8 protein-coding genes are annotated in these 8,894 nt (G+C 41.0%); 2 read left to right on the top strand and 6 right to left on the bottom strand.

Features of this window, described 5'->3' with window-relative positions; genetic code table 11:
• Positions 1–126: 126 nt before the first annotated feature.
• The 5 genes from lpdA to BFI01S_RS19890 form a co-directional block, all read right to left on the bottom strand.
• Positions 127–1,536, bottom strand: coding sequence for a dihydrolipoyl dehydrogenase (lpdA, locus tag BFI01S_RS19910; protein WP_061794156.1), 1,410 nt, complete (start codon positions 1,534–1,536; stop codon positions 127–129).
• A gap of 6 nt (positions 1,537–1,542) precedes the next feature.
• Positions 1,543–2,889, bottom strand: coding sequence for a dihydrolipoamide acetyltransferase family protein (locus tag BFI01S_RS19905; protein WP_061794155.1), 1,347 nt, complete (start codon positions 2,887–2,889; stop codon positions 1,543–1,545).
• 84 nt (positions 2,890–2,973) lie between these two features.
• A complete protein-coding gene (locus BFI01S_RS19900) occupies positions 2,974–3,951 on the bottom strand; it encodes an alpha-ketoacid dehydrogenase subunit beta (protein WP_061794154.1) in 978 nt (325 codons plus the stop codon).
• A 3-nt stretch (positions 3,952–3,954) separates the two neighbouring features.
• The gene (gene pdhA, locus BFI01S_RS19895; protein WP_061794153.1) at positions 3,955–5,070 is read right to left on the bottom strand and encodes a pyruvate dehydrogenase (acetyl-transferring) E1 component subunit alpha; all 1,116 of its coding nucleotides are present in this window, start codon (positions 5,068–5,070) and stop codon (positions 3,955–3,957) included.
• A gap of 594 nt (positions 5,071–5,664) precedes the next feature.
• Positions 5,665–6,333: a YkyA family protein gene (locus BFI01S_RS19890; RefSeq protein ID WP_061794152.1), complete on the bottom strand. Its 669-nt coding sequence runs from the start codon at positions 6,331–6,333 to the stop codon at positions 5,665–5,667.
• Between the two features lie 263 nt (positions 6,334–6,596).
• On the opposite strand from BFI01S_RS19890, the gene BFI01S_RS22700 reads away from it, so the two are divergent.
• Positions 6,597–6,731, top strand: a complete 135-nt coding sequence (locus tag BFI01S_RS22700) for a YjcZ family sporulation protein (RefSeq protein ID WP_082804570.1) — start codon at positions 6,597–6,599, stop codon at positions 6,729–6,731.
• A gap of 176 nt (positions 6,732–6,907) precedes the next feature.
• The gene (gene def / locus BFI01S_RS19885) at positions 6,908–7,459 is read left to right on the top strand and encodes a peptide deformylase (protein WP_061794151.1); all 552 of its coding nucleotides are present in this window, start codon (positions 6,908–6,910) and stop codon (positions 7,457–7,459) included.
• A 67-nt stretch (positions 7,460–7,526) separates the two neighbouring features.
• Here def and BFI01S_RS19880 read toward each other — a convergent pair whose 3' ends face one another.
• Positions 7,527–8,303, bottom strand: a complete 777-nt coding sequence (locus BFI01S_RS19880) for a Cof-type HAD-IIB family hydrolase (RefSeq protein ID WP_061794150.1) — start codon at positions 8,301–8,303, stop codon at positions 7,527–7,529.
• Between the last annotated feature and the right edge of the window lie 591 nt (positions 8,304–8,894).

Genomic DNA, 8,894 nt, shown 5'->3' with positions numbered 1-8,894 from the left:
AGAAATAAAAGGCACTGTATCTAAAGATAAGATCATTAATCCGCTCGCCAAAGCAATGGATGAAGAAAACGAAAATCCGTAATCATCCAAAAAAAATCCTTCCCTGACAGGGAAGGATTTTTTGTATTATTTTACAATGTGGATTGGGCTTCCAATAGCAACTTCTGCTGCTTCCATTGTGATTTCACCCAATGTTGGATGTGCGTGAATAGTCATCGCAAGATCTTCTGCAGTCATGCCTGCTTCAATAGCCAATCCAAGCTCTGCAATCATATCAGATGCACTTGCACCCGCGATCTGTGCACCAATTACAAGTCCATCCTCTTTGCGTGTCACAAGCTTTAAGAATCCATCAGTGGAATCAAGTGCAAGGGCACGGCCATTGGCTGCAAATGGGAACTTCGCTGCTGTTACTTCGATTCCTTCTTCTTTAGCCTGCTGCTCGGTATAGCCTACAGAAGCTAATTCAGGCTCAGAGAATACAACCGCAGGGATAGCCAAGTAATCAATTTCTGCGTTATGGCCTGCAATTGCTTCAGCGGCAATCTTGCCTTCGTAAGAAGCTTTATGAGCTAATTGAGGACCTGCAACAATATCACCGATCGCATAAATGTTGCTCACACTAGTACGGCATTGTTTATCAATTTCAATAACACCGCGGTCAGTCATCTTAACACCGGCTTGCTCCAAGCCAAGTTCGTCTGTATTTGGACGTCTTCCGACCATTACAAATACATAATCTGCATCTAGAGACTTCTCTTCGCCTTTTTCTTCAAACTTAACCGTAACTCCATTTTCATTCTCTTCAACACCCTTAGCAAGTGCCTTCGTAATGAATTCAACGCCTTTTTTCTTCAGGTTGCGTTTAACAAGAGCTGACATTTGCTTCTCAAAGCCGATTAGAATATCATCTGCACCCTCAAGGATCGTTACTTGTGAACCAAAGTTCGCATATGCTCCTCCAAGCTCGATTCCGATAACACCGCCGCCGATTACGACGATTTTCTCAGGAATTTCCTGAAGAGCAAGGGCGCCTGTTGAATCAAGAACACGTTTAGAGAATTTAAACGCAGGCAATTCAATTGGACGGGATCCTGTTGCAATAATTGCATTTTTGAACGTATAAGTTTGTGCTGAATTTTCATCCATTACACGAAGGGTATTACCATCAACAAAGTAAGCTTCACCGCGTACAATGTCAACTTTATTCCCCTTTAATAGACCTTCAACTCCGCCTGTAAGCTTCTTGACTACACCGGATTTAAATTCTTGAACTTTTGAAAAGTCCACTTTTACGTTTTCAGCTGTAATTCCCATAACATCTGAGTGCTTAGCATTTTCGTAGCGGTGGCCTGCTGCGATTAAAGCCTTTGAAGGAATACATCCAACGTTTAAGCAAACTCCGCCCATGTTAGCTTTTTCTACGATTGTAACTTTTTGTCCAAGCTGTGCTGCACGAATCGCTGCAACATATCCCCCTGGACCCGCACCGATGACTATAGTATCTGTTTCGATTGGGAAATCTCCTACTACCATTTGTAATTACGCCTCCATTAACAATAGTTCTGGATCGTTCAGTAAACGCTTGATGTGATTCAATGCATTTTGTGCAGTTGCTCCATCAATAATTCTGTGGTCAAAGCTTAGTGATAATGCCAATACTGGAGCAGCCACAATTTCTCCATCTTTCACTACCGGCTTTTCAGCAATGCGGCCAATACCAAGAATGGCAACTTCAGGGTGATTGATGACAGGAGTGAACCACTGTCCGCCCGCAGAACCGATATTTGTGATTGTGCATGAAGCACCCTTCATTTCGTCTGGAGCAAGCTTGCCGTCACGCGCTTTACCAGCCAGCTCATTGATTTCATTTGAAATGGCAAATGTAGATTTGCGGTCTGCATCCTTAACAACTGGCACGAGAAGACCTTTTTCAGTGTCTGCTGCAATACCTATGTTATAGTAGTGCTTTTGAATGATTTCACCTGCTGCATCATCGATTGAAGTGTTTAGTGCCGGGAATTCACGCAATGCACTTGTTAATGCTTTTACCACATAAGGAAGGAATGTAAGCTTAATTCCTTTATTCGCTGCAACTTCTTTAAACTTCTTGCGGTGTGCAACAAGTTTCGTAACATCAATTTCATCCATTAATGTAACGTGTGGAGCAGTATGCTTAGAGTTTACCATAGCTTTTGCAATAGCCTTGCGGATTCCGCTCATTTTCTCGCGAGTTTCCGGATATTGTCCAGCAGGAATCGCCTGTGCAGCTGCCTGTGCAGTTTCTTTCGCTTCTGCTTGTGGCGCAGCTTCCTGAGCAGGCGCTTCCTTAGCTTGAGCACCGCCATTTAGGAATGCATCAATGTCATCTTTCTGAATGCGTCCATTTTTGCCGCTTCCAGCTACCTGGCGGATATCTACACCTTTGTCACGAGCGTACTTTCTGACTGAAGGCATTGCAATAATACGGCGGTTAGGATCCACATCTGTATCAGAAATAACTACGCCTTCTTTTGGCGTCTCCTGTGCAGGAGCTTCCTCTTTCTTCACATCCTGGCCAGCTTCAGCAGTTGCCTGTACCTGCGCTTGTGTTTTTTCTTCTTTAGGAGCCTCATCTTCATGGTCTCCCTTGAATTTAAGATCTTCATATCCTGGAGCATCAAAAGTGATCAAAACTTGACCTACAGTTGCGACTGTACCTTCTTCAACAAGGATTTCTTCAACTTTACCTTTAACTGGCGAAGGAATCTCTACAACCGCTTTATCATTTTGAACCTCACAAAGCACGTCATCTTCTTGTACTTCGTCACCCGGCTTTACAAACCACTTGACGATTTCACCTTCATGGATACCTTCACCGATATCAGGCAATCTAAATTGGAATGCCAATGGAATTCACCCTCCTATTATTTCAATCGTTCTAGTAAAACACGTCAGGGGGATATTTTCCCCCTTGTGTCATTAGTTATTCAATTAAAATTCTAGTACTTTTTTAGCTGTTTCAATTACATCTTTATAGTTTGGAAGCCAAACTGTTTCAGCCTGCGGGAAAGCAAATACAGTATCTGGTGCAGCTACACGCAGAACTGGTGCTTCCAGGCTTAGAATCGCACGGTCATTGATTTCTGCCACGACATTTGCTGCAATACCGGCTTGCTTTTGTGCTTCCTGAACAACAATCGCTCTCCCTGTCTTTTCAACAGAAGCAATAATTGTCTCGATATCAAGAGGAGCCACTGTACGCAAATCGATAACTTCAGCAGATTTCCCTTCTTTTTCAAGCTCTTCAGCCGCTTTTAAAGATTCATGGACCATTGCTCCGTAAGTTACAATTGTCAGGTCAGAACCTTCACGTTTAACTTCTGCTTTGCCAAGCGGAATTGCATATTCCTCTTCAGGTACTTCCTGGCGAAAAGAACGATACAATTTCATATGCTCAAGGAAGATAACAGGATCGTTATCGCGAATAGCTGAGATAAGCAGTCCCTTTGCATCATATGGAGTTGAAGGGATAACAACCTTTAGTCCAGGCTGCTGAGCCATTAAGCCTTCAAGGCTGTCGGCGTGCATTTCAGGAGTATGTACCCCTCCCCCGAATGGTGAACGGATTGTTACCGGGGAATTATATCTTCCGCCGGAACGGTAACGCATACGTGCCAGCTGACCGGAAATAGAATCCATTACTTCATAAACGAATCCAAAGAATTGGATTTCAGGTACCGGACGGAAGCCTTGTAAACCAAGACCGACTGCCAGACCGCCGATTCCGGATTCAGCTAGCGGTGTATCAAATACACGCTCTTCGCCAAATTCTTTTTGAAGGCCTTCGGTAGCACGGAAAACGCCGCCGTTAACGCCCACATCTTCACCGAATACCAATACATTCGGATCGTTGCGCAATTCTGTGCGAAGAGCATCAGTAATTGCCTGAATCATTGTCATTTGCGCCATGGCTTACTTCGACTCCTTTTCTTTGTATATTTCATACTGTTCTTTTAGGTTGTAAGGCATTTCTTCATACATGATGCTCATAAGGTCAGTTACCTTTTGCTTAGGTGTATCATCAGCCTTTTTAATAGCTTCTTTAATATCTTCTTTTGCTTGTTCAATGACTTCGTTTTCCATATCTTCGTTCCAGATTCCTTTGTCTTCAAGGAATTTGCGGAAGCGAACAAGAGGATCTTTCTTTTCCCATTCATTATCAAGGTCAGAAGTACGGTAGCGAGTTGGATCGTCTCCAGCCATTGTGTGTGGTCCGTAACGGTAAGTCAGCGTTTCGATCAATGTAGGACCTTCTCCATTAATTGCACGTTCACGAGCTTCCCGAACAGCAGCATAGACTGCAAGCGGATCCATGCCATCAACCTGAATTCCAGGAATACCGGCTGCCACTGCTTTTTGTGCAATTGTTTTAGCTGCTGATTGTTTTTCAACAGGAGTAGAGATTGCAAAGCGGTTATTTTGCACGATAAAGATAGCAGGTGCTTTGAATGCTCCTGCAAAGTTGATGCCTTCATAGAAGTCACCTTGTGAAGCACCGCCGTCGCCAGTATAAGTGATGGCAACTTTCTTTTCGCCGCGCTTCTTCATGCCAAGGGCAACCCCAGCAGTCTGGATATATTGTGCACCAATGATAATCTGTGGTGAAATGACATTTACGCCTTCAGGGATATTTCCGCCCTCGAAGTGACCGCGTGACCATAGGAAAGCCTGGTATAAAGGAAGGCCGTGCCAAATGATTTGAGGCACATCACGATATCCCGGAAGAATGAAATCTTCCTTCTCGAGTGCAAATTGAGATGCAAGCTGAGAAGCTTCCTGTCCGGCAGTTGGAGCATAGAAGCCCAAACGACCTTGTCTGTTAAGTGAAATTGAACGCTGATCAAGAATACGAGTGTACACCATGCGGCGCATTAATTCCTGAAGCTGCTCATCGCTTAAGTCAGGCATTGCTGATTCATTAACAACCTTGCCTTCTTCATTTAGAATTTGTAGAGTTTGGAACTGTTCTTCAACTGTTTCGAGCTGTTTTTTCGCATCGAATTGTGCCTTCTTTGTTTTAGAAGCCATATCAGTCACCCTTTCCTTTCATAAAAAGACGTTAATTAAGAGTTTTTATACACAAAATTTAGGTTACCCAAAACGAAGCCATATTAGATACTCTTTCAAAAAGCAAAAAAAGATACTCTTTCCGGCATGTTTTTAATAGCATCTCTAAATAGCAGAACGTTCTTTTCTGCCATATGCATACTTATAAATAGTGTTCCACAGATCACTTCTAAAAAAACGTCTTTCTGTTCATCTTTAACTATCATATTCTGTATTAGTTTATTTTGCAACAAAATTGATACAGAAATACTTACGAGATTTAGTTTAATACACCTTCAGGACCTTCGTCAATTACCTTGCTTTTTGTTTTTTCACAGTTACCATGCTTTTTATATTCTATATCAAATCCCCAAAACTGTATTAACGCTCACGCCCTAGCTGTACTATAAAAAACTATTATATTTTCATGTGTTATAGTAAAGAAACTTCACCTGTCATTATTTTAAAATAAAGACGCCTGCATAAAAAATGAAAGCGGATTCATTCTGATCGGGTGTTTCCATGCGCATTAATAGCCCAAAAAAAAGCCGCGCATTTAACATGCCGGCATAAATATTATTCGTCTGTATTTATTTCGAGCCCTGCTTCTTTATAGAAATCCAGTTTTGCTTCATTATAGTCTTTTGTTTTTTCATTGAACTGCTTATTTGAAGACAGGATCTTTTCATACATTTCATTTATTTCGCTAATTTGATTTTCCAGCTGTTCGAGAGTAAGGTCTTCCTTTTTAAACATCGCGTATAGTTCTTTATCTAATTGGAGCGCTTTGGAATAATCCTCATAAAGAGTGTCATGTATTTTATACCTGTCCATCATAATTTCGTACAGTTTTTTAGCTTTAGCTTTCAATTTTTGACTCTCTATCTCCTCTATGATCGGAGATAATGATTCAAATTCCTTTTTTGAAGCCTGTATGCTTTTCTGCTCTTTCTCCATATGATTTTTCCGCTTCTCCACAATGGTTGAAGCCTCGTCAGACAGCTTTTTTATTTCCTCGAAATCCTTCATTCCAAGGTTGATAATTTTATCGTATAATTCCTTTTCTCTTTTCTCCAGCTTCACGAGCGGTTCCTGCTGCTTTTCAAAATCCTTTTCTTTCGCAACTACATTTTCCAGAATATCATAAATTTTTTCCTCTGGTTTTGGCTTGTTCATACAGCCTGAGAGGAAGATAGCCACAATTATAAAAACAAGCAGAAGTCTGCTTTTGTTCAAAATTGACACGTTGAAACCTCCTTACTTATAACATTTTTAACTATAAAGGTACCTGCCCTGTTTGACAATAGCCCTTTGGTTTGACACTTTTCATAACAGTTCACAGGTTGTCCTTGTTAGAAGTTTATTTAAAATCTATTCATTTCATTTTTCCTTTATGACTTGGGCAAAGGCCTACACCGTTCATCATTTAAAACATAGGCTATATTAATCGTCCGATGCGGCAAGTCAAAAAGATGGACGATAATCTTACTTTAGGGAGGTTATCCTTCATGTACGGATATGGCGGATACGGTTATGGATGCGGTTATCCAGCAGCAGGTGCCGGCTGCGGCAGCGGTTTTGCGTTAATTGTAGTATTATTCATTCTCTTAATCATAGTTGGCTGCGCTTGCTGGAAGTTTTAATTACTTGAGAAGGTGCCAAAGGCGCCTTCTCTTATTAACTTTTTTGCACCGCTCTGATAGACTGAATATAATAATATAAAATTAATACCAGGCGTATTTTTGGCTTTCCAATATGGTCTTCTTGCCAATAATTTAGCCATTTTTTTATTCTTTATTACATAGCGGGAGTGATAATCATGCTGAGCATGAAAGATATTATACGCGACGGCCACCCAACTTTAAGGAAATTTGCTGCGGAAGTAAACATGCCTCCATCTGCAGAAGAAAAACGAATCCTGCGGGAAATGATGGAATACGTAAAAAACAGCCAGGATCCTGAGCTTGCTGCAAAATATGGCTTAAGGGCAGGCATTGGATTAGCTGCTCCTCAAATTAATGTTTCCAAGAGGATGATCGCTGTTCATGTAACCTATAACGGAGAGCTGTTCAGTTATGCATTCTTCAACCCTAAGATCATCAGCCATTCTGTGCAGCGTTCTTATCTGGCTGCAGGAGAAGGCTGTCTGTCTGTTGATGAATCCATACCCGGTTTTGTGCCCCGATATGCAAAAGTGACTGTTAAAGGAACAGACCTGGAAGGCAATGAAATAAAACTCAAGTTAAAAGGGCTGCCTGCCATTGTGTTTCAGCACGAAATTGACCATCTGAACGGAATCATGTTTTACGATCACATCAACAAACAAAATCCGTTTCAGCCAATTGAAAATGCCATTGCTATAGAACGATAGAAAGCAAAAGCATTCTCAGCATAACAAAAAAAGCCTCCAGCTATTGAATTGGAGGCTTTTTGCGCTGCTATATTAATTGAAGTTCCTTTAATCCCTTCCAGATTCCTTCCTGGTCCACTCCTGAAGTTACATGGTCTGCTGCCTTCTTAACCACTTCATCTGCGTTGCCCATTGCTATCCCCGTTCCGACAGCATTCAGCATCTCTATATCATTGAGCCCATCTCCAAAGGCATATACATCCTTCAAGTCAAACCCAAGCCTTTTTATCATTTGCTTTATCCCTTCAGCTTTGGATCCGCCAGCAGGCAAAACATCAACGGAATATGGATGCCATCTGATAAAGCCAAAATCAGGATATACAGATGAAGAAATATACTTTTCCTCATCCTTTTCCTCGCAGAAGAGCAGTGATTGATATAATTCCCTGCCGCTGTAAAACTCCTGGTCTTCCTCTGGGTGCGGGAACTTTAAGCTCCCCATGCTTTCCTCAATAAATGGATGATGGGTTACCGAAGCTTTCATTGTTTTCTCATTCATAAACACTAACGGATGTCCGTTTGACTGTGCATGCCGGTATAGCTTTTCAATTTCAGCTGTTTTAAGTGGATTGCGGTATATGGGCTCGTTTTCAAATACGACATATTGGCCGTTAAAGCTGACAAATGAATCAATATCAAGCTCGCTGCGCAAGTTCTCATACATGAAAGGCGCTCTGCCGGTAGCAATCGCCACAAAAGTCCCATTCTTTTTCAGCTTGTCAATTGCCTCTTTCGTACTGTCCGGCAAATTTTTTTCGTGATCCAATAAGGTTCCATCTATATCAAAGAAAACAATCTTTTTCATATAAAACAAACTTCCTTTCAAACGTTATTCAACTGGCTGTTATTTCATAGTTTATCGTAATAAAACACTAAACCCATAAAGTGAAAAAGTCAATTTCGTTACTATAAACAATGCCGATTTCCATTTTTACCCACGATAGATTTATCTATTTTACCATATAATATTAAGAAAAGCGGAATACCCTTACCCGCGAAGGATCGCAGACTAAAAAAAGACAAGCTTGTTCAGCCTGCCAAAGGGCTGAACAGTATCAAAAGCAGCCACATTTATTACAAAAATCTGTTTAAAACGTCCCTGCTGCCTTTACTTTGGACAAGGATCGTTTAAAATAGAAAGTAAGGAGTTGATCCACTATGTTAAAGAAGCTGAGAAAGAAGCTTTTAAAACAGTGGAATGAAATGCTTCGAAAAAAATCTATTGCCTGACAAATTTGAGCCCTTCAAACTTGCGAAGGGCTCCTTCCTTATTGTAAATTGGTTATCAGTATACTTTTTACATAGATTCGGAAGCGTATTAGCATTGAGAAGAATTAATATTCATATCCCGCAGGAAAAAACATGTAATACATGTTATTATTTTATATATTAGATC

The sequence above is a fragment of the Cytobacillus firmus NBRC 15306 genome (genome assembly GCF_001591465.1).
GTDB lineage: Bacteria > Bacillota > Bacilli > Bacillales > Cytobacillaceae > Cytobacillus > Cytobacillus firmus.
Note: the sequence above shows the minus strand (reverse complement) of the source record. Positions and strands in the feature narration are given on the sequence as shown.

What these genes read in the sequence shown, in the direction of transcription:
- pdhA (WP_061794153.1), bottom strand. Translation starts at nt 5,070, where the DNA reads ATGGCTTCTAAAACAAAGAAGGCACAATTCGATGCGAAAAAACAGCTC.
- def (WP_061794151.1), top strand. Translation starts at nt 6,908, where the DNA reads ATGCTGAGCATGAAAGATATTATACGCGACGGCCACCCAACTTTAAGG.
- lpdA (WP_061794156.1), bottom strand. Translation starts at nt 1,536, where the DNA reads ATGGTAGTAGGAGATTTCCCAATCGAAACAGATACTATAGTCATCGGT.
- BFI01S_RS22700 (WP_082804570.1), top strand. Translation starts at nt 6,597, where the DNA reads ATGTACGGATATGGCGGATACGGTTATGGATGCGGTTATCCAGCAGCA.
- BFI01S_RS19880 (WP_061794150.1), bottom strand. Translation starts at nt 8,303, where the DNA reads ATGAAAAAGATTGTTTTCTTTGATATAGATGGAACCTTATTGGATCAC.
- BFI01S_RS19900 (WP_061794154.1), bottom strand. Translation starts at nt 3,951, where the DNA reads ATGGCGCAAATGACAATGATTCAGGCAATTACTGATGCTCTTCGCACA.